Source organism: Sphingomonas arantia (genome assembly GCF_042682045.1).
Lineage (GTDB): Bacteria > Pseudomonadota > Alphaproteobacteria > Sphingomonadales > Sphingomonadaceae > Sphingomonas_R > Sphingomonas_R arantia.
Genome location: NZ_JBHUGS010000003.1, coordinates 414324 through 431793, shown reverse-complemented (window position 1 = coordinate 431793; position 17470 = coordinate 414324). Strand labels below are relative to the sequence as shown.

Genomic DNA, 17470 nt, shown 5'->3' with positions numbered 1-17470 from the left:
CCAGAGGTCTGAAAAGCAAAACGCCCGCGCAGGGGACTGCGCGGGCGTTTTGTCGCTTGGGGCCGGAGCCTTACTTGTTGTGGATCGCGGCGGCGGCGCGGAGGATGTCGAGGATCTTTTCCGATGCCTTGGGCTCGTCGACCTGTTCCATCGCGGCGAGTTCGCGGGCGAGGCGGCTGGTCGCGGCTTCGAAGATCTGGCGCTCGGAATAGCTCTGTTCCGGCTGATCGTCGGCGCGGAACAGATCGCGGACCACTTCGGCGATCGACACGAGGTCGCCCGAGTTGATCTTGGCTTCATATTCCTGCGCGCGGCGCGACCACATGGTGCGCTTGACCTTGGGCTTGCCCTTCAGCGTGGCGAGTGCTTCGTCCATCGTGACGTTGGACGACAGCTTGCGCATGCCGACGCTTTCGGCCTTGTTGGTGGGCACGCGGAGCGTCATGCGCTCTTTTTCGAAACGCAGGACGTAGAGTTCGAGCTTCGTGCCGGCAATTTCCTGGCTTTGCAGTTCGATCACGCGACCGACCCCGTGCTTGGGGTATACGACGTAATCGCCGACGTCGAAGCTCAGCGCCTTTGCAGCCATGTAGAAGCCTTTCCATGCCGACGCCCGAACCGTCGCGGCAGCGATCCATCCCGGTCGGGACGCGCGGGCGCGGCAGCAGGCACGTCTAACTGTTTCCTCGGTCGGCGGACGAGGAACATCCGCCGGTCAACGAGGTACATAACGGAAATTCCGGCGAAAAGCCAGCGATCCTGCCGTTTATAGGTCGGCCGGACGCGCGTACGGTCCGATCAGTCGCCCTGGCCGGGGTTGGCCGAGAACAGCGTGTCATACTTATCGGGTACGTCTTTGAACGAATCCGCATCGGCCGGCGCGTCGCGCTTGCGCGTGATGTTGGGCCAGTTCGCCGACATGGTCGTGTTAAGTTCGAGCCATTTTTCGAGGCCGTTCTCGGTATCGGGCAGGATCGCCTCCGCCGGGCATTCCGGTTCGCACACGCCGCAGTCGATGCATTCGGACGGGTTGATGACGAGCATGTTCTCCCCTTCGTAGAAGCAGTCCACGGGACACACCTCGACGCAGTCCATGTACTTGCAGCGGATGCACGCGTCGGTGACGACGTAAGTCATTGGCGATTCCCGGTTGGACGATCGCGCCCTGCTATGAGGCGCGGACAGGCGCGTCAACCGATGGCGGGCTTTGCGGCGGGGAAGCTGGCATATGGGGACATTATGTCCGGCACAGTTTTCGGTGCATCGACGGGCGCGATTTCGGGGGTGGGGTTGCCCGCGGCGACCACCGGCGGTGGCGACAGATCGGTGTAGCAGGCCCGCGCCTCCGCCGGGGAACCGCGCCGGACGGGGATCGCCTCGACCCGCAGGATGCGGACGCGGCCGTGGAGCGCGAAGCTGAGCACGTTGCCGATCCGGACGGGGGCGTGGGCGCGGGCGACGGTACGTCCGTCGATGCGGAGATGCCCCTCCGCCGCGAGATCGGCGGCGAGCGAGCGGGTCTTGGCCATGCGGACATAGCAGAGATATTTGTCGAGGCGCAGGCCGCCGTCAGGCATGGGCGTCAGACATTGTTGGCCTTCAACGCCGCTAGCGCGCCGAACATATTGCCGGGGCGCGGGGGTGCCGCGGGTGCGGGCGCGGTGTCCGCACGCCGGCCACGCCAGGCCCAGCCTTCGGCCGCTGCGCGGAAGCCCAGGATGTGCATCAGCCGGTCGAACCCGTCCGGGGCGAGGCCGAGCGAGGTGGCGAGCGCGGGATCGGGGACGAACGCGGCGCGGCCACCCTTGGCGTCCGGGCGGCCGTCATGGGCGATGCGGGCGAGCCGTTCGATCATGTCGACGCGCAGCATCTGGCCGCCGAGCGGCCGGTAGCCGGCGCGGTGATAGGCGGTGCGGTCGGGCTCCGCCTCCGGCAGGGCCACCGTGACGGAGCCGGCGGGCGGGCAGCCGGGCATGGTTTCCCCGCTGCGGATCGCGGCGAGTGCCAGCCGCCAGCGCATCGGTTCGGGTTTGAGCAGACCGGTGTGGAACACGTCCATCGTGCCGATCCGGACGCCGAGCGCCTGCGCGGCGCGGCGACCGTCGCGGTCGAGTGCCGCCACGGTGGGCGCGATCGTGGCGCGCTCGATGGTGCCGCCGGCGTCGACCAGCGGCGCGAGCAGCGCGCGGAGTTGCGCGGGGCGGGCGGGATCGGTGGCGGCGGTGGCGATCGCGGACAGCGGGCGCAGGACGCGGTCGACCGTGGTCATGAGCCAGGCGATCAGCCGATCCTCGACCAGGATGCGGTCGGGCGTGCGGAGCAGATCGAGCGCGCGGTGGAGCACGATCCGCGGTGACAGGACGGTGCGCCCGCGTTCGAGCCGCGCGACGACATCGCCGCGCCAGAAGATCGCGACCGGGCGGCCGGGATCGGTGGCGAGCGTGAACTGGTCGTCCGGATCGGCGGCGAGCAACCGGGCGCGACCGCCGAGCGTGTCGCCCAGCCGGCGTTCGGCGGCGGCGAGCAGGCGTTTCTTGTCGAGCAGCTTCGCATCGGGATCGACGTGGAAGCGGAACCCCTCCAGTCGGCCGATCGGTTCGTCCGCGACCGACACGATGCCGGCATCGTCGATCGCGACGGGCAGCGCATCGATCCCGCGTGCGCCGAGATCGCGCATCAGCACCGCGGTTCGGCGGTCGACGAACCGCTGGGTCAGGCGCTGGTGGAGCGCGTCGGACAGCCGCTCTTCCAGTTCGCGCGTGCGTTCCGCCCACTTGGCGGGATCGGCCAGCCAGTCGGGGCGATGCGCGATATAGGCCCAGGTGCGGACGCCGGCGATGCGGTCCGCGATCGTTTCGACGTCGCCCTGGACATTGTCGAGGCGCGCCAGTTCCTCCGCGAACCACGGCGCGGGGAGATAGCCCTCGCCCTCGGTCAGATGGCGGTAGACGCGGCCGACGAGGCGGCTGTGCGGATCGACGCCGGTCTTGCGGAAATCGGGCAGTCCGCACGCGGACCAGAGCCGCCGGACCATGCGGTCGCCGCGCGTGCGGTCGCGCACCCAGGGTTCCTCGGCGAGCCGTTTGAGGACGGCGAGGTCGATCGCCTCGGGTGCGCTGCGCAGGACGCGGTGGTCGGGCTTACGCTCGAGATCCGCGATCAGCGTGTCGACGGAGTCGGTGCGCGGTTGCCCGTCGCGCCAGTAGAGCTGTTCGAGCGGGGGGAAGCGATGCTCCTCGATCGCATGGACCTCCTCCTCCTCGAACGCGGCGCCGCGCGACCCCTCCATGCTAAGTGTGCCGAACGTGCCGTCGCGCTGGTGGCGGCCCGCGCGGCCGGCGATCTGCGCCATCTCCGCCACGGTCAGCCGGCGCTGGCGCTTGCCGTCATATTTGCGGAGCGAGGCGAAGGCGACATGGGTGACGTCCATGTTGAGGCCCATGCCGATCGCGTCGGTGGCGACGAGATAGTCGACCTCGCCCGCCTGGAACATCGCGACCTGCGCGTTGCGGGTGCGGGGGCTGAGCGCGCCCATCACGACGGCGGCACCGCCGCGGAACCGGCGCAGCATTTCGGCGACGGCGTAGACCTCCTCCGCCGAGAAGGCGACGATGGCGGAGCGCGGCGGCAGGCGCGACAGCTTGGTCGAGCCGGCAAACGACAAGGTCGAGAAGCGCGGGCGCGAGATGATGTCGGCGTCGGGGGTCAGCGCCTTCAGCATCGGGCGGAGCGCGTCGGAGCCGAGGATCATCGTCTCCTCGCGCCCGCGTGCGCGGAGCAGACGGTCGGTGAAGACATGGCCGCGGTTGGGGTCCGCGCCGAGCTGCGCCTCGTCCAGCCCGACGAAGGCGAAATCGCGGTCGAGCGGCATCGATTCGGCGGTGGTCAGGAACCAGCGCGCCTCGGGCGGCAGGATCTTCTCCTCGCCGGTGATGAGCGCGACCGAGCGTTCGCCCTTGATCCGCACGACGCGGTCATAGACCTCGCGCGCCAGCAGGCGGAGCGGGAAGCCGATCATGCCGCTGCTATGCGCGCACATCCGTTCGATCGCGAGATGCGTCTTGCCGGTGTTGGTCGGCCCCAGGACGGCGAGAAGCTTACTGTCCGACGACGCCATGATCCGAATGTCGGGGCGGGGGCGTCGAAACGCAAGCGGTTCTGATCGCGATGTCGGGGCGAGCCGGCGCGCGTCCACATCCCGTGTCGGATTTGCCCCGATCCGTCGCGCATGGGGCGGTGGCGCGGGCCCGTTAAATTGACTTTAACCGTACGGGTCCAGAGACGGGCGTCGAACCACGGGAAACCTATTTTTGTATCGGACGAGCGACAGCGAACAGGACAGCGGGGGCGGCACGGCGGTGCTTCGTCCGCGCGGTGCCGTGCCGCCAAGGGCCGCCGAGTTCGGGCGGCGTGTCGAGGAGAAGGTTGCGCGGCTGGAGCTGGTCGTCGACCTGGGCGCGCGGATTGGCAGTCGCGAGTGGTGGCGCGGGCTTGCGACGTGCACGGCATTGTGCGCGTCGGCGATCGCTTTCTGGCCGCACCTGCCCCTCCTGACGCCGGCGGCACCCGCGGCGATGAGCACGGCCGAGTGGCAGGAGGTGCGTGCGATCGGCGTGGCACCACTGGCGCTGGGCGCGGACACCGGGCGGCGGCTGGCGGCGACGGCGGCGGTGCGGCCGTTGCTCGACACGCCGGAGCGGCCGACGATCGACCTGACCGCGACGTTGGGCCGCGGCGACGGGTTCGTGCGCGTGCTGGAGCGGTCGGGCGTGGCGGCGGGCGAGGCGGAAGCGGTCGCGGCGATGGTGGCGCAGGCGGTGCCGCTGGCCGAGATCGCGCCGGGCACGAGGCTGGACGTGACGCTGGGCCAGCGGGCCGACCGCGGACAGGCGCGGCCGCTGGAGGCGCTGGCGTTCCGCGCGCGGATCGACCTGAAGCTGGGCGTGACGCGGGTGGACGGGCGGTTGCGGCTGGTGCGGACGCCGATCGCGATCGACGCGACGCCGCTGCGCATCCGCGGGCGGGTCGGGTCCGGGCTCTACATGGCGGCACGCGCGGCGGGGGCGCCGGCCAAGGCGGTCGAGGCGTATCTGCGCGCGCTGGGATCGCGCCTGTCGATCGGGCGCGACGTGCATCCGAACGACCGGTTCGACATCATCGTGGAGCGCACGCGCGCGGCGACGGGCGAGGTGCAGCTGGGCAAGCTGCTCTATGCCGGGCTGGATCAGGCGCGCGGGCGCGTGCAACTGCTGGAATGGACGATCGACGGGCGGCGGCAATGGTATGCTGCGTCGGGCGTAGGCGAACGGCGTGGGCTGATGCGCCAGCCGGTGATCGGGCGGATCTCGTCCGGGTTCGGTTGGCGGCGGCACCCGGTGCTGGGGTTCTCCCGCCTGCACAAGGGGATGGATTTCGCGGCGCCCTATGGGTCGCCGATCGTGGCGGCGGCGGATGGGGTCGTGCGGTTCGCGGGCTGGCACGGCGGGCACGGCAAATATGTGTCGATCCAGCATGGCGGGGGTCTCGGCACCGGGTACGGCCATATGTCGCGGATCGTGGTGCCGGCCGGGGCGAACGTCGCGCAGGGGCAGCTGATCGGCTATGTCGGGTCGACCGGCCTGTCGACCGGGCCGCATCTGCATTACGAGGTGTATCGCGGCGGGGCGGCGATCAACCCGGCGACGGTCAGTTTCGTCACGACGTCGCAACTGGCGGGCGCCGAACTGGCGCGGTTTCGCAGCGTGCTGGCCGGGCTGATGGCGGTCGGCGAGGCGGGGCCGGTGCGCACCGCGGCGGGCGATCTGCGGCCGGGTGCTTGACCCCGCTTACATGTAGGACAATAGGGGAACGGAAATGGTGTGGCGCCAAGGCGCCGGGCCGGTTGCGGCGTGGGTAGTTCTGGGGGCGGGCATTGATCGAGACGTTGATCCGCAAGCTGGAACGGCGCGACACGCTGGCCGATTTCGAGCGGCGGGCACTGGTCGAGGCGGTCGGCGAGGTGCGCGAATATCGTCCGCACGAAATCGTGGTGCGCGAACGGACCGAGCAGCATAACAGTCACCTGCTGCTGGAAGGCTATCTGTGCCGCTACAAGGACCTGCGCGACGGGCGGCGGCAGATCGTGGCGCTGCACGTGCCGGGCGATTTCGCCGATCTGCATAGCTTCCTGCTGAAGCATCTGGAACATAACCTCGCCGCGCTGACGCCGGTGCGCATCGCGGTGTTCCCGCACGAACGGTTGCGCACGATCAGCGAACGCTGGCCGCATCTGACCCGGATGCTGTGGTTTTCGACGTTGCTGGACGCGGCGATCCACCGGCAGTGGATATTGTCGATCGGGCGGCGGTCCGCGGTCGGGCGGATCGCGCACCTGTTCTGCGAATTGCGCGCGCGGCTGGAGGTCGTCGGGCTGGCGTCGGAGGAGCGCTATGCCCTGCCGCTGACGCAGATCGACATCGCGGATGCGACCGGGCTGACCCCGGTGCATGTCAACCGGATGCTGCGCGAACTGCGCGACCGCGGGCTGCTGGAGTTTCGCGGGGGCGAGGTGATCATCACCGACAATGCCGGGCTGGCGCGGCTGGCGGAGTTCGATCCCGGCTATCTGTACCTGCAGAAGCAGCCGCGCTAACCTGATCCCAGGCGGACCCGGAGACCGGGCCGCGATCGGGAGCGGGTGATGGAGAGTTTTGCAGCGTTCTGGCCTTATTATCTGCGCGAGCATGCCCGGCCGCAGACGCGGGCTTTGCATTATGCGGGGACGACTTTGGTCGTGGCGCTGGCGCTGGCGGCTTTACTGTCCGGCGTGTCGTGGCTGTGGTGGCTGGTGCCGGTCGCGGGGTACGGCTTTGCGTGGGGTGCGCATTATCTGGTCGAGCGGAACCGGCCGGCGACGTTCAAGCATCCCTTATGGTCGCTGGCGGCGGATTTCCGGATGTGGGGGCTGTGGCTGACCGGGCGGCTGGGCGCGGAACTGGACCGGGCGGGCGTGCCGCGGTAGCGATCGCCGCGGCGGTGCGTTGGCCGTTTCGAGGAGACAGAACATGGCCGAAGCAAGCTGGAACGGACAGGTGATCGCGCGATCGGACGATATCGTGACGGTCGAGGGCAACGCCTATTTCCCGCGTGACGCGGTGGTGCCGGGCATCCTGGCGCCGAGCAACACGACGAGCGTGTGCCCGTGGAAGGGCACGGCGCATTATCATTCGGTGGTGGTGAACGGTGCGGCGAACCCCGATGCGGCATGGTATTATCCGGAGCCCAAGGAGGCGGCGGCGGAGATCCGCGACCGGATCGCGTTCTGGCGCGGGGTTAAGGTCACGTCGTGACGGGGCTGGAGCGGTTCGTCGACGCGCAGGCCGACGTGTACGACCGCGCGCTGCGCGAGATCCGCGCGGGCGACAAGACGACCCACTGGATGTGGTTCGTGTTTCCGCAGATCGACGGGCTGGGGCGGAGCGCGACGGCACGGGCCTATGCGATCGCGTCGATTGCGGAGGCGCGGGCGTATCTCGCGCATCCGGTGCTGGGCGCGCGGTTGCGCGAGTGCGTCGAGGCGATCTCGGACGGGTCGCCGGACGCGATGTTCGGGTCGGTCGATGCGATGAAGCTGCGCTCGTCGTTGACTCTGTTCGCGGAAGCGGGTGGGGCGGACGAGCCGTTCGCGCCGGCGCTGGCGCGGCTGTTCGGCAGTGCGGACGAGGCGACTCTGCGGCTGATCGGACGGGGAGTGCAGGCGTGACGCAGGATGTGGAGTGGGACTGGGAGAATGACCGGCCGATGGCGGATGCCGTGGCGGTTGAGGGTTCCGATTTCGAAGCGGTGGACAGCAACGGGACTGCACTGGCCGATGGCGACAGCGTGGTCCTGATCAAGGACCTGAAGGTGAAGGGCGCGGGGCAGACGCTGAAACGCGGGACGGTGGTGAAGAATATCCGCCTGACCGGACCGGACGAGTTCGATTGCCGGACCGACGGGATCAAGGGTTTGGTGCTGCGGTGTGAGTTCGTGAAGAAGCGGTGATCCGGGGGCCGCGTGGTGGACCTCGTTTTACTTTAAAGATCGTCCCTGCCCAGCGCAGTCGAGGCACGCTCCCCTGAGCGTAGTCAAGGAGGTGCTGTTGGCGTCTCGGCTGCGCTCGACGGGTCCCTCGACTGCGCTCGGGATGGACGGCTTTTGTAGGGTTGCACCTACTGTTCCGTTTGGTTCGAGCCTGTCGAGAACTCTGCGCGGAGTTCTCGACAGGCTCGAACCAAACGGGTTGGGGCGTGGGTTAGCTGAGTGTTGCCCTGCTTGAACTCGGGAGGATTGCGGTCCGGATCAGGACGCGGCGAGGCGGGCGATGAGCGCTTCGGCGGCTTGCGGGTTGCGGACCTTGTCGCCCGCGATGAAGAAGACGTAGGCGTCGTGGCCGGCCTCTGCCGTTTCCGCCGCGCGGGTGGCCCAGCTGTCGAGGTCTGCCTGCGGGTAGCCGGTCGGTTCGGCGGTCGTGGCGCGTTCGAGGCGGGCGTAGCTGAAGTCGGCGGTGACCGCGTCGATCGGGGGTGCGTCGTCGCGGTCGACATGGGCGATGGCGATATTGTGGTCGCGCATGAGGTCGACGAAGCCGGCGTCGGCGAAGCTCGGGTGGCGGGCCTCGATCACATGGTGGGCGGGGCGGTCGGCGATCTCACGCGGGAGCATGGCGAGGAAGCGGGCGAGGTCTTCGTGATCGTAGGCCTTTGTCGCGGGAAGCTGCCAGAGGATCGGCCCGAGCCGGTCGCCGAGGTGGTCGAGCCCCTGGTCGAGGAACATCGCGACCGACTCCGCGCCGTCGGCGAGTTTCTTGCGCGCGGTGCTGTAGCGTGAGGCCTTCACCGCGAAACGGAACCCGTCGGGCACGGCGGCGGCCCATTTGGCGAAGGTTTCGGGTTTCTGGCGGCCATAATAGGTCGCGTTGATCTCCAGCGCGGTCAGCCGGGTGGCGGCATGTTCCAGTTCGCGCGTATGGGGGAGCTTGTCGGGGAAGAAGGTGCCGCGCCACGGCGCGTAGGTCCAGCCGCCGATGCCGACGCGGATGGTGCCAGGTCGGGATTTGGACATGATGCGGGTTCCTGGTGGGGGTGGCATGTTGGACGCGGTGGACGGGACGGATGTCGCAAACCGGATCGGCGATGTCGAGCGGGTCCGTGCCGTGCTGGTCGAGGCGGCGCGCGCGGGGACGGCGCTGACCTATTCCGAGATGCTGGCGGCGCTGGCCCTGCGGTTCACGCGGCCGCGGATGCGCGCGCTGTGCCGGACGATGGACCGGATCGACGAAGACGGGCGCGCGGCGGGCGAGCCCGGGCTCGCGGTGCTGGTGGTGCGGGCGAGCGACGGGTTGCCGGGGCAGGGCTGGTGGACCGGCGGGCGCGCGATGATGCTGGGCCATGTCGGCGACTGGACGGGGGCGGAGGCGCGCGCGCTGGTTGCGGCGGAGCAGCGAGCGGCGTTCGACTGGTGGAGCGCTGCGTGATGCTGGGCGACGATCCGCTGATGCGGTTCCGCGGGCGGGATGGGCGTGAGATGGTGATGGTGCCGGCGGACATCTACGACCGGTTGCGGGAGCTGGCGGCGCAAGCCCTGCAGGCGTTGCCGCCGGCGGATGTGGCGGCGGCGATCGCGGGGGGTGCGCATCCGCTGGCGGCGTGGCGGCGGCATCGGGGGCTGAGCCAGCATGCGCTGGCGGCGCGGGCGGGGGTGAGCCGGGTGTGGATCAGCCGGATTGAGATGGGGGCGGGACATGGGACGCCGGCGACGCGCGCGAAGCTGGCGGGGGCGTTGGGGGTTGCGGTGGGGGCTTTGGAGGTTTCCTAGTTTGCGTTGCCCCTGTGGCGCGCCCCTCGACTGCGCTCGGGGGAGGGTGCCTCGACTGCGCTCGGCATGGACGGACATTGGTTTGGGACGGTGCTTGACCGGATGCGCTTCGGCCGTGCAGTCTGGCGTTTTCCGATCCAGTTAGGTCTCTCATCCGCATGATCCGCAACGGACTTTCCGCGTTCGCCCTTCTCCTGTCCGCAACCGCCGTGACGCCCGTCCTGGCGCAGGCCGCCGCGCCGGTCGCAGCCGCGCCGGCCGCGACACCGGCGGGGGCCGATGCGTTCGTCGAGCAGGTGCAGAAGGAGTCGCAGGAATACTCGCTCGACGCGTCGCGGATCGCGTGGGTGAATGCGACCTACATCACCGACGATACCGATGCGCTGGCGGCCAAGTCCGGTGCGGTCGGGACCGAGATGGCGGTGCGGTTCGCGCTGGGTGCGGCGAAGTTCGACGGGGTGAAGGGGATTTCGCCCGACACGCGGCGCAAGCTTGATATCCTGAAGAACGGCCTGACCCTGCCCGCGCCGACGACGCCGGGAGCGGCGCAGACGCTGTCCGACCTGTCGACCAAGATGTCGTCGAGCTACGGCAAGGGCCGTGGGCTGAAGGACGGCAAGCCGATCAACGGATCGGACATCGAGGCCGCGATGGGGACGAGCCGCGATCCGGCCGAGCTGAAGGAGATGTGGGTCAGCTGGCACGACAATGTCGGCGCCCCGATGCGCGGCGATTATGCCAAGATGGCGGCGATCGCCAACGAGGGATCGCGCGAGCTGGGGTTCAAGGACACCGGCGCGATGTGGCGGTCGGGCTACGACATGCCGGCCGACGATTTCGCGAAGCTGACCGACCAGCTGTGGAAGGAAGTCGAGCCGTTGTATTTGTCGCTGCACACCTATGTGCGCGCCAAGCTGAACGCGAAATATGGCGATGCGGTGCAGGCCAAGACGGGGCCGATCCGCGCGGACCTGCTCGGCAATATGTGGGCGCAGGAATGGGGCGGGATCTATGACGTCGTGGCGCCGGCCGGGGCGGGCGACCTGGGTTATGACGTCGGCGACTTGCTGAAGGCCAAGCAGTATGATCCGATCAGGATGGTGAAGACGGGCGAGGGCTTCTATTCCTCGCTGGGGTTCGCGCCGTTGCCCAAGACGTTCTGGGAACGGTCGCAGATCGTGAAGCCGGCCGATCGCGAGGTGATCTGCCATGCGTCGGCGTGGGACCTGGACAACAAGGACGACATCCGCATCAAGATGTGCACGAAGGTGAATGCGGACGACTTCACCACGATCCATCACGAGCTGGGGCATAACTACTACCAGCGCGCCTATAACAAGCAGCCTTTGCTGTATCAGGGTGGCGCCAACGACGGGTTCCACGAGGCGATCGGCGATTTCGTCGCACTGTCGATCACGCCCGACTATCTGGTGAAGATCGGGCTGCTCGATCCGGCGAAGGTGCCGGGGGCGGACAAGGATATCGGCCTGCTGCTGCGCCAGGCGATGGACAAGGTCGCGTTCCTGCCGTTCGGGCTGATGATGGACAAGTGGCGGTGGGGCGTGTTTTCCGGCGCGATCCCGACGAGCGGGTACCAGAAGGGCTGGGATGACCTGCGCCTGCAATATCAGGGGATCAAGCCGCCGGTCGCGCGCGACGAGACGCGGTTCGACCCGGGTGCGAAATACCATATCCCGGCGAGCACGCCCTATGCGCGCTACTTCCTGGCGCGCATTCTGCAGTTCCAGTTCTACAAGGCAGCGTGCGACCAGGCCGGGTGGAAGGGGCCGCTGCACCGCTGTTCCTTCTACGACAACAAGCAGGTCGGCGCGCGGCTGAACACCATGCTGACGATGGGTGCGTCGAAGCCGTGGCCGGACGCGTTGCAGGCGTTCACGGGGACGCGGCAGATGTCGGGCAAGGCGCTGGTCGAGTATTTCGCGCCGCTGAAGGCTTGGCTGGACCAGCAGAACAAGGGCAAGCCTAGCGGTTGGTGATTGCGCGAAGTGCCCCGGCGGAGGCCGGGGCCTAGGTTAAACGGTGGCGTCTAGGCCCCGGCCTGCGCCGGGGCACTTCGGGGGCTGCGCCGGAGAACGGCTTGCCTCAGTCGTCGAACAGCGTCTTGAAGCGGCGGGGCTGGCAGCGGAGATATTGGTCCGCGGCATGGACGGTGGCGCCGAGCTGGGCGGCGGCGTGCCAGGGCCAGCGGGGGTCGTAGAGGATGGTGCGGGCCAGAGCGATCATGTCGGCGTCGCCGGTCGAGACGATCGCTTCGGCCTGTTCGGGTTCGGTAATGAGTCCGACTGCGACGACCGGGATGCCGACGGCCTGCTTCACGGCACGGGCGAGCGGGACCTGGTAGCTCGGGCCGGCGGGGATTTCCTGGCGCGGATCGAGGCCGCCGCTGGAGACGTGGACGGCGGCGCAACCGCGCGCTTCGAGGGCCTGCGAGAACTGCACGCTCTGCACGACGTCCCAGCCGCCGGCGACCCAGTCGGTGCCGGACATCCGCATCGTCACCGGCCGGTCGGCGGGGAAGGCAGTGCGGACCGCGTCGAAGACCTCGAGCGGGAAGCGCATCCGGTTTTCGAGCGAGCCGCCATAGGCGTCATCGCGGTGGTTCGACAGCGGCGACAGGAACTGGTGGAGCAGGTAGCCGTGCGCGCCGTGGAGCTGGATCGCGTCGATCCCGAGGCGTGCGGCGCGGACCGCGGCGGCGGCGAAGGCGTCGCGGATCGCGGTCAATTCGTCGATCGACAGCGCGTGGGGCGCATTCTCTTTCGCATCGAACGGATGCGCGGACGGGGCGACGGTCTGCCACCCGTTGGTGGTATCGGGGGCGATCTGCTTGCCACCATGCCAGGGCAGCTCGGTCGATGCCTTGCGCCCGGCATGGGACAGCTGGATCGCGACCGGCATCGGCGACCAGCGGCGGATGGACTCCAGCGTGCGGGCCATCGCCGCCTCGGTCGCGTCGTCGTAGAGCCCGACGTCGCCGTAAGTGATGCGACCCTCGGGCACGACCGCGGCGGCCTCGATCGTCAGCAGGCCCGCGCCGGATTGCGCGAGCTGGCCGAGATGCTGGGCGTGCCAGTCGGTCATGCAGCCGTCTACCGCGGAATATTGGCACATCGGGGCGATGACGATGCGGTTGGCAAGCGTCAGGCCGCCGACGGTGATCGGCTGGAAGAGAGCGGGGCCGGTCATGATGGAAACTCCAAGCGTTTTTGGGGTGTCAGTCGCTGGTGTAGCGTTGCTGCGTCCAGGGATCGCCGCGGGCGTGGTAGCCGTTCACCTCCCAGAAGCCGGGGCGGTCGTCGGCGAGGAAGTCGATCCGCTTGAGCCATTTCGGGCTCTTCCAGAAATAGAGATGCGGCACGACCAGCCGGACCGGGCCACCATGGTCGCGGGTCAGCGGCTCGCCTTCCCAGCGATCGGCGAGCAGCGCATGTTCCGACGCGAAGTCGGCGATCGGCAGGTTGGTGGTGTAGCCGTCATAGGATTCGAACGCGACGAAGCGCGCTTCCGGCCGGGGCTCCGCGAAGGCGACCAGGTCGCGCGTGGCGACGCCGTCCCAGCGATTGTCGTAGCGCGACCAGGTCGTGACGCAGTGAATGTCGGACACGATCCGCGAGCGCGGCTGGCGCTGGAACACGTCCCAGTCCCAGACGCCCGGGCGGTCGACGAGGCCGCCGATCTGGAGCCGCCAGCGCTCCGGCGCGATGTCGGGTTGCTGGCCGAGATCGAGCACCGGCCAGTTCTTGACGAGATGCTGGCCGGGCGGGAGGCGCGTGGCCGGATCGGCGGGTGCGTCTTTAAGGAAACGCCCCTCCGCCGCCCAGTCGCGCTTGGTGGCGGTGAGTTTGGACGGCGGGGGCGTCTCGGTCATGTCAGGCGGCCAGGTCGCGGCGGTCGGCGGCGGCCTCCGCGATCAGTTCGTAGGAGCGCAGGCGGGCGGCGTGGTCGTAGATGTCCGACACGATCATCAGTTCGTCCGCCTGTGTTTCGGCGACGAGCGCGGCGATGCCGGCGCGGACCGTTTCGCGCGACCCGACGATCGAGCGGGACAGCATCGACATGGCCTGCGCCTTTTCGACCGGCGACCAGAAGCTGTCGATATCGTCGATCGGCGGCTGGCTGAGCCCGCGGGTGCCGCGGAACATGCCGACGAAGCTCATTTGCTGCGTGGTGGCGAGGCGGCGCGCCTCAGCATCGGTATCGGCCGCGATGATGTTGACGCCGACCGCAGCGTGCGGGCGGGCGAGCTGCTCGGATGGCTTGAACCGGCTGCGGTAGATGCCGAGCGCGGACATCAGCATGCCGGGCGCGAAGTGCGACGCGAACGCGTAGGGGAGCCCCAGTTCCGCCGCGAGCTGTGCGCCGTAGGTGCTGGAGCCGAGGATCCAGATCGGCACGTTGGTGCCGGCGGCCGGAACCGCCTGCACCGCCTGGTTCGGGCGGGCGGCGCGGAAATAGGCCTGGAGTTCCAACACGTCCTGCGGGAAATCGTCGCCACCCTCCAGCGAACGGCGAAGTGCGCGGGCGGTATGCTGGTCAGTGCCGGGCGCGCGGCCGACGCCGAGGTCGATGCGGCCGGGGAACAGCGTGGCGAGCGTGCCGAACTGTTCGGCGATCACGATCGGCGCATGGTTGGGCAGCATGACGCCGCCGGACCCCACGCGGATCCGCTTCGTGCCGGCCGCGACATGGGCGAGCACGATCGAGGTCGCGGCGCTGGCGATGCCGACCATGTTGTGATGTTCGGCCGCCCAGAAGCGTTCATAACCCCAGCGCTCGGCATGGACCGCGAGGTCGCGCGCATTGTCGATCGCGCCCTTCGCATCGGTGGTTTCGGTGACGCGGACGAGATCGAGGATGGAAAGCGCGGTCATGAGTGGGGACTCCTGGATGCGGCGGCCGGGGTGGATGCGGCGAGGATGTTGGCGACGAGGCCGGGGAAGCGGCGATCGAGTTCGTCGGTGCGCACGCTGTTGAACACCGATACGCCGCGTTTTTCGGAACGGATCAGCCCGCAGTCGCGCAGGATGCGGTGGTGGTGCGAGATGGTCGATGCGGGCAGATCGCCGCAGGATTGCCCGCAGTTGAGGCCGCCCGTCGCGATCAGTTTCGCCACGATCGACCGGCGCGTGCCGTCCGACAGGGCGTGCAGGACGCCGTCGAGCGTCATGTCCGCTTCGGCGGGATGGTGGAACGGCCGGGCCATGGGTTAGAGATGGTCGCTTAGTGCGATATTTCAAGATCATTGCAATATGCGGGGTGGACGGGGCGCGATCTACCGGTGCAGGGGCGCGGCGCATGGTATTCCAAGCCGGCTTGTCGCGTGCGGGGCGCTCCGGTATCGAGCGGACGCGCCTGCGCGATCCGATCCTGTCCGTTACGGCACTATGGCGGACGCCCGGGCTGGGACGCGTCGTGGTGGCGTGTCGTTCCTGCTGGGGAAGTATGCGCATGCCGTCCACCAAGATCGTCCCCGTCATCCTGTCCGGCGGATCTGGCACGCGGTTGTGGCCGCTGTCGCGCACCGGTCGGCCGAAACAGCTGCTCGCGCTGACCCATGCCGACACGATGTTGCAGCTGACCGCCCGGCGGACGCCGCAGGATGCGCGGTTCGGGGCGCCGATCGTTGTCGCCAATGCCGCGCATGCCGATGTGATCGCCGACCAGCTGGCGACTGCCGGTGTCGAAGGCGCGTTGCTGATCCTGGAGCCGATGGCGCGCAACACCGCGCCGGCGATCGCCCTGGCGGCCGTCGCGGCGGACCCGGACGCGGTGCTGCTGGTGATGCCGTCGGACCATGTGATCGCCGACCCGGACGCGTTCCGTGCCGCGATCGACCGCGCGCTGCCGCTGGTCAGCGACGGCGCGATGGCCACGTTCGGGATCGAACCCGACGTGCCGGACACGGGCTATGGCTATATCCAGGCGGGCGACACGCTGGCCGACGGCGTGTTCAGCGTCGCGCGGTTCGTGGAGAAGCCGGACCGGGCGACGGCGCAGGGTTATCTCGATGCGGGCGGGCATTACTGGAACGGCGGCATCTTCCTGTTCCGCGCCGATACCTACATGGCGGCGCTCGACACGCATGCGCCGGAGATGGCCGAGGCGGCGCGGGCCGCGGTGGCGGGTGCGGCGCGCGAGGACGACCGGCTGTTCCCCGATCCGGTGGCGTTCGCCAGCTCGCCGTCCGACTCGGTCGATTATGCGGTGATGGAGAAGGCGGACCGCGTGGTAGTGGTGCCGGTGGCGATGGGCTGGTCCGATGTCGGCAGCTGGGACGCGATCCACCAGTTGGCGGACCGCGACATCGCGGGCAATGCGCAGCACGGCGACGTGGTGGCGATCGATACGCAGCGCTGCCTGATCCGCACGGACGGGCCGCTGGTGGCGATGGTGGGTGTGTCCGACCTGATCGTGGTGGCGACGGGCGACGCGATCCTGATCATGCCGCGCGGCGAGAGCCAGGAAGTGAAGCGCGCGATCGCGGTGCTGAAGGAGCGTGGGCATATCACGCTGGATCGGCCGTTTGGGGAGTAAGTTGGGGGTTGGGGTTGAACCCCGCCTCATTCGTCCGTCCATCCCGAGCGCAGTCGAGGGACCGTCCCCGAGCGTAGCCGAGGGGCGATGTGGGCTTCTCGACTGCGCTCGAAGGGTCCCTCGACTTCGCTCGGGATAAGCGGGGGTTTATAACCCTCCCGTTTGGTTCGAGCCTGTCGAGAACTCAGCGCGGCGTTCTCGACAGGCTCGAACCAAACGGGGTTGAGGGTGAGGCGCGCCTCGCGACTTAGCCGTAAGCGCGGTTGAAGAAGACCGCCGTGGTCACGATCGTCACGAACAGCGTCCAGATGCGCACTGGCTTCGGCGGCAGGCGTTTGCCGAGGCGGGCGCCGAGCCAGCCGCCGAGGATGCCGCCGGCGAGCATCGGGATGCAGGACTGCCAGTTCACGAGGCCGCTGGCGACGAACACGATCGTCGCGGCGAAGTTCGCGATGGCGAGCATGAGGGTGCGCGGGGCGAACAGTGCGCGTGGGCTGATGTTGGCGAGCAGGCCGTAGATCGCGGTGGTCATCAGGCCGACGCCGCCCCCGAAATAGCCGCCGTAGATGCCGAGCAAGGCCTGCGCGACCATCAGCACGGGCGGGGCGATGGTGACGCGCGACTTCAGCCAGAGCGCGGCGCGCGGGCCCCAGGCGAGGATGACCGCGGCGAACAGCAGCAGCCAGGGGATGATGAGATCGAACGCGCGCGACGGCGTGACCGCGAGCAGGATCGCGCCGATCAGCCCGCCAACGAAGGTGATCCCGGCCAGCGTACGAATCCGGACGCCGCCGATCGGTTGCAGTTCGTCACGGAATGCCCAGGCGCTCATGCCTGCCCCCGGCAGCAGCGCCACGTTGGAGGTGGCGTTGGCGACGTTGGCGGGCAGGCCGATCGCGATCAGCGCGGGGAGCGTGGCAAAGCTGCCCCCGCCGGCCAGCGCATTCATCGCGCCGCCGAGCACGCCCGCGCCAATGGCGAGCGCGATCGTGCCGGCCAGGTCCATCGTCATAGGGTATTATCCATCGGCCACATCATGGGCGTGGCGCATAGCGGCGCGGACCGGGTCTGGCGACCCGTG

20 protein-coding genes are annotated in these 17470 nt (G+C 68.9%); 10 read left to right on the top strand and 10 right to left on the bottom strand.

Features of this window, described 5'->3' with window-relative positions; all coding sequences use genetic code 11:
* Positions 1-70: 70 nt before the first annotated feature.
* The 4 genes from ACFSGX_RS13450 to ACFSGX_RS13435 form a co-directional block, all read right to left on the bottom strand.
* Complete coding sequence (locus ACFSGX_RS13450) at positions 71-589, bottom strand: CarD family transcriptional regulator (RefSeq protein WP_157176282.1); 519 nt, start codon at positions 587-589, stop codon at positions 71-73.
* Positions 590-798: 209 nt separating this feature from the next.
* Positions 799-1137: a ferredoxin FdxA gene (gene fdxA, locus ACFSGX_RS13445; protein WP_157176283.1), complete on the bottom strand. Its 339-nt coding sequence runs from the start codon at positions 1135-1137 to the stop codon at positions 799-801.
* Between the two features lie 53 nt (positions 1138-1190).
* Positions 1191-1577 (bottom strand): RNA-binding S4 domain-containing protein, encoded by a 387-nt coding sequence (locus tag ACFSGX_RS13440; protein ID WP_380930633.1) that lies wholly within the window; start codon positions 1575-1577, stop codon positions 1191-1193.
* Positions 1578-1582: 5 nt separating this feature from the next.
* Complete coding sequence (locus ACFSGX_RS13435) at positions 1583-4117, bottom strand: helicase-related protein (protein WP_380930631.1); 2535 nt, start codon at positions 4115-4117, stop codon at positions 1583-1585.
* 193 nt (positions 4118-4310) lie between these two features.
* Here ACFSGX_RS13435 and ACFSGX_RS13430 point away from each other — a divergent pair, with 193 nt between their 5' ends.
* From ACFSGX_RS13430 to ACFSGX_RS13405, 6 genes are all read left to right on the top strand, one after another.
* On the top strand, positions 4311-5819 hold the full coding sequence (locus ACFSGX_RS13430) for a M23 family metallopeptidase (RefSeq protein WP_380930629.1): 1509 nt from the start codon (positions 4311-4313) through the stop codon (positions 5817-5819).
* A gap of 92 nt (positions 5820-5911) precedes the next feature.
* Positions 5912-6631, top strand: a complete 720-nt coding sequence (locus tag ACFSGX_RS13425) for a Crp/Fnr family transcriptional regulator (RefSeq protein WP_380930627.1) — start codon at positions 5912-5914, stop codon at positions 6629-6631.
* Between the two features lie 48 nt (positions 6632-6679).
* Entirely contained in the window at positions 6680-7000 is a 321-nt protein-coding gene (locus tag ACFSGX_RS13420) for an Mpo1-like protein (protein WP_380930625.1), read from the top strand.
* 43 nt (positions 7001-7043) lie between these two features.
* The gene (locus ACFSGX_RS13415; protein WP_184075275.1) at positions 7044-7328 is read left to right on the top strand and encodes a DUF427 domain-containing protein; all 285 of its coding nucleotides are present in this window, start codon (positions 7044-7046) and stop codon (positions 7326-7328) included.
* A complete protein-coding gene (locus ACFSGX_RS13410) occupies positions 7325-7741 on the top strand; it encodes a DUF1810 domain-containing protein (protein WP_380930622.1) in 417 nt (138 codons plus the stop codon). Before ACFSGX_RS13415 ends, ACFSGX_RS13410 begins: the two co-directional genes overlap by 4 nt.
* A gap of 38 nt (positions 7742-7779) precedes the next feature.
* Complete coding sequence (locus tag ACFSGX_RS13405) at positions 7780-8022, top strand: alkylphosphonate utilization protein (RefSeq protein WP_380930796.1); 243 nt, start codon at positions 7780-7782, stop codon at positions 8020-8022.
* Positions 8023-8319: 297 nt separating this feature from the next.
* Here ACFSGX_RS13405 and ACFSGX_RS13400 read toward each other — a convergent pair whose 3' ends face one another.
* Positions 8320-9081, bottom strand: coding sequence for a DUF72 domain-containing protein (locus ACFSGX_RS13400; RefSeq protein WP_380930621.1), 762 nt, complete (start codon positions 9079-9081; stop codon positions 8320-8322).
* Here ACFSGX_RS13400 and ACFSGX_RS13395 point away from each other — a divergent pair.
* From ACFSGX_RS13395 to ACFSGX_RS13385, 3 genes are all read left to right on the top strand, one after another.
* Entirely contained in the window at positions 9080-9493 is a 414-nt protein-coding gene (locus ACFSGX_RS13395; protein ID WP_380930619.1) for a ribose-phosphate pyrophosphokinase, read from the top strand. The two genes, ACFSGX_RS13400 and ACFSGX_RS13395, sit on opposite strands and share 2 nt — an antisense overlap.
* Positions 9493-9834, top strand: a complete 342-nt coding sequence (locus ACFSGX_RS13390; protein WP_380930794.1) for a helix-turn-helix domain-containing protein — start codon at positions 9493-9495, stop codon at positions 9832-9834. The genes ACFSGX_RS13395 and ACFSGX_RS13390 overlap by 1 nt, the downstream gene beginning before the upstream one ends.
* 158 nt (positions 9835-9992) lie before the next feature.
* Positions 9993-11831, top strand: coding sequence for a M2 family metallopeptidase (locus ACFSGX_RS13385; RefSeq protein ID WP_380930618.1), 1839 nt, complete (start codon positions 9993-9995; stop codon positions 11829-11831).
* 106 nt (positions 11832-11937) lie between these two features.
* Here ACFSGX_RS13385 and ACFSGX_RS13380 read toward each other — a convergent pair whose 3' ends face one another.
* Genes ACFSGX_RS13380 through ACFSGX_RS13365 form a run of 4 tightly spaced genes read right to left on the bottom strand, consistent with a single transcriptional unit; the run spans position 11938 to position 15058 of the window.
* The gene (locus tag ACFSGX_RS13380; protein WP_380930616.1) at positions 11938-13041 is read right to left on the bottom strand and encodes an NADH:flavin oxidoreductase/NADH oxidase; all 1104 of its coding nucleotides are present in this window, start codon (positions 13039-13041) and stop codon (positions 11938-11940) included.
* 28 nt (positions 13042-13069) lie between these two features.
* The gene (locus tag ACFSGX_RS13375; protein WP_380930614.1) at positions 13070-13723 is read right to left on the bottom strand and encodes a sulfite oxidase-like oxidoreductase; all 654 of its coding nucleotides are present in this window, start codon (positions 13721-13723) and stop codon (positions 13070-13072) included.
* A gap of 1 nt (position 13724) precedes the next feature.
* The gene (locus ACFSGX_RS13370; RefSeq protein ID WP_380930613.1) at positions 13725-14726 is read right to left on the bottom strand and encodes an LLM class flavin-dependent oxidoreductase; all 1002 of its coding nucleotides are present in this window, start codon (positions 14724-14726) and stop codon (positions 13725-13727) included.
* Positions 14723-15058: an ArsR/SmtB family transcription factor gene (locus tag ACFSGX_RS13365; protein ID WP_157176296.1), complete on the bottom strand. Its 336-nt coding sequence runs from the start codon at positions 15056-15058 to the stop codon at positions 14723-14725. Before ACFSGX_RS13365 ends, ACFSGX_RS13370 begins: the two co-directional genes overlap by 4 nt.
* A gap of 239 nt (positions 15059-15297) precedes the next feature.
* On the opposite strand from ACFSGX_RS13365, the gene ACFSGX_RS13360 reads away from it, so the two are divergent.
* Complete coding sequence (locus ACFSGX_RS13360) at positions 15298-16389, top strand: mannose-1-phosphate guanylyltransferase/mannose-6-phosphate isomerase (RefSeq protein WP_380930792.1); 1092 nt, start codon at positions 15298-15300, stop codon at positions 16387-16389.
* Positions 16390-16636: 247 nt separating this feature from the next.
* Here ACFSGX_RS13360 and ACFSGX_RS13355 read toward each other — a convergent pair whose 3' ends face one another.
* On the bottom strand, positions 16637-17401 hold the full coding sequence (locus ACFSGX_RS13355) for a sulfite exporter TauE/SafE family protein (protein WP_380930612.1): 765 nt from the start codon (positions 17399-17401) through the stop codon (positions 16637-16639).
* Between the last annotated feature and the right edge of the window lie 69 nt (positions 17402-17470).

Excerpts from the sequence above, each read along its gene's own strand:
- ACFSGX_RS13450 (WP_157176282.1), bottom strand. The coding sequence starts at position 589 with ATGGCTGCAAAGGCGCTGAGCTTCGACGTCGGCGATTACGTCGTATAC.
- fdxA (WP_157176283.1), bottom strand. The coding sequence starts at position 1,137 with ATGACTTACGTCGTCACCGACGCGTGCATCCGCTGCAAGTACATGGAC.
- ACFSGX_RS13440 (WP_380930633.1), bottom strand. The coding sequence starts at position 1,577 with ATGCCTGACGGCGGCCTGCGCCTCGACAAATATCTCTGCTATGTCCGC.
- ACFSGX_RS13435 (WP_380930631.1), bottom strand. The coding sequence starts at position 4,117 with ATGGCGTCGTCGGACAGTAAGCTTCTCGCCGTCCTGGGGCCGACCAAC.
- ACFSGX_RS13420 (WP_380930625.1), top strand. The coding sequence starts at position 6,680 with ATGGAGAGTTTTGCAGCGTTCTGGCCTTATTATCTGCGCGAGCATGCC.
- ACFSGX_RS13415 (WP_184075275.1), top strand. The coding sequence starts at position 7,044 with ATGGCCGAAGCAAGCTGGAACGGACAGGTGATCGCGCGATCGGACGAT.
- ACFSGX_RS13405 (WP_380930796.1), top strand. The coding sequence starts at position 7,780 with ATGGCGGATGCCGTGGCGGTTGAGGGTTCCGATTTCGAAGCGGTGGAC.
- ACFSGX_RS13395 (WP_380930619.1), top strand. The coding sequence starts at position 9,080 with ATGATGCGGGTTCCTGGTGGGGGTGGCATGTTGGACGCGGTGGACGGG.
- ACFSGX_RS13400 (WP_380930621.1), bottom strand. The coding sequence starts at position 9,081 with ATGTCCAAATCCCGACCTGGCACCATCCGCGTCGGCATCGGCGGCTGG.
- ACFSGX_RS13390 (WP_380930794.1), top strand. The coding sequence starts at position 9,493 with ATGCTGGGCGACGATCCGCTGATGCGGTTCCGCGGGCGGGATGGGCGT.
- ACFSGX_RS13385 (WP_380930618.1), top strand. The coding sequence starts at position 9,993 with ATGATCCGCAACGGACTTTCCGCGTTCGCCCTTCTCCTGTCCGCAACC.
- ACFSGX_RS13380 (WP_380930616.1), bottom strand. The coding sequence starts at position 13,041 with ATGACCGGCCCCGCTCTCTTCCAGCCGATCACCGTCGGCGGCCTGACG.
- ACFSGX_RS13375 (WP_380930614.1), bottom strand. The coding sequence starts at position 13,723 with ATGACCGAGACGCCCCCGCCGTCCAAACTCACCGCCACCAAGCGCGAC.
- ACFSGX_RS13370 (WP_380930613.1), bottom strand. The coding sequence starts at position 14,726 with ATGACCGCGCTTTCCATCCTCGATCTCGTCCGCGTCACCGAAACCACC.
- ACFSGX_RS13365 (WP_157176296.1), bottom strand. The coding sequence starts at position 15,058 with ATGGCCCGGCCGTTCCACCATCCCGCCGAAGCGGACATGACGCTCGAC.
- ACFSGX_RS13360 (WP_380930792.1), top strand. The coding sequence starts at position 15,298 with ATGCGCATGCCGTCCACCAAGATCGTCCCCGTCATCCTGTCCGGCGGA.
- ACFSGX_RS13355 (WP_380930612.1), bottom strand. The coding sequence starts at position 17,401 with ATGACGATGGACCTGGCCGGCACGATCGCGCTCGCCATTGGCGCGGGC.